The following is a 349-nucleotide window of genomic DNA, read 5'->3' as shown; positions in this document are numbered from 1 at the left end:
GATCCCACTGCCCGAACTCGTCCCGGAACGAGAACACCCGCTCCTTCGCCCGCGCCTTCTCCTCGTCCCGCCGCGCCCCACCGAACAACGCGTCGAACCGGTGCTTCTCCACCGCGTCCAACAACACGGGCGTCTGGATCCGGTTGCGCATCCCGTCACCGGACTCCCGGACCAGGCCCCGGGTCAGCGCCTCCGGCACGCTCGCCACGATCAGGTGCAGATCCAGCTCGGTGACCCGTTGGTCGCGGTAGGCGAGCACCTCGGGGAAGTTGTGCCCGGTGTCCACGTGCATCACCGGGAACGGCACGTTGGCCGGCGCGAACGCCTTCTGCGCCAACCGCAACATCAC

Annotated in this window: 1 protein-coding gene; it reads right to left on the bottom strand. The window is 68.8% G+C overall.

Annotation, left to right across the window (positions count from 1 at the left end):
- A partial coding sequence (locus AC0AIB_RS31630) for a phosphoadenosine phosphosulfate reductase domain-containing protein (protein WP_465098146.1) occupies positions 1-349 on the bottom strand: 349 nt, incomplete at both ends.

It is taken from the genome of Micromonospora sp. DSM 43699 (genome assembly GCF_055517075.1).
The sequence above is the reverse complement of the archived record's forward strand: the minus strand, read 5'-3'. Positions and strand labels throughout refer to the sequence as shown.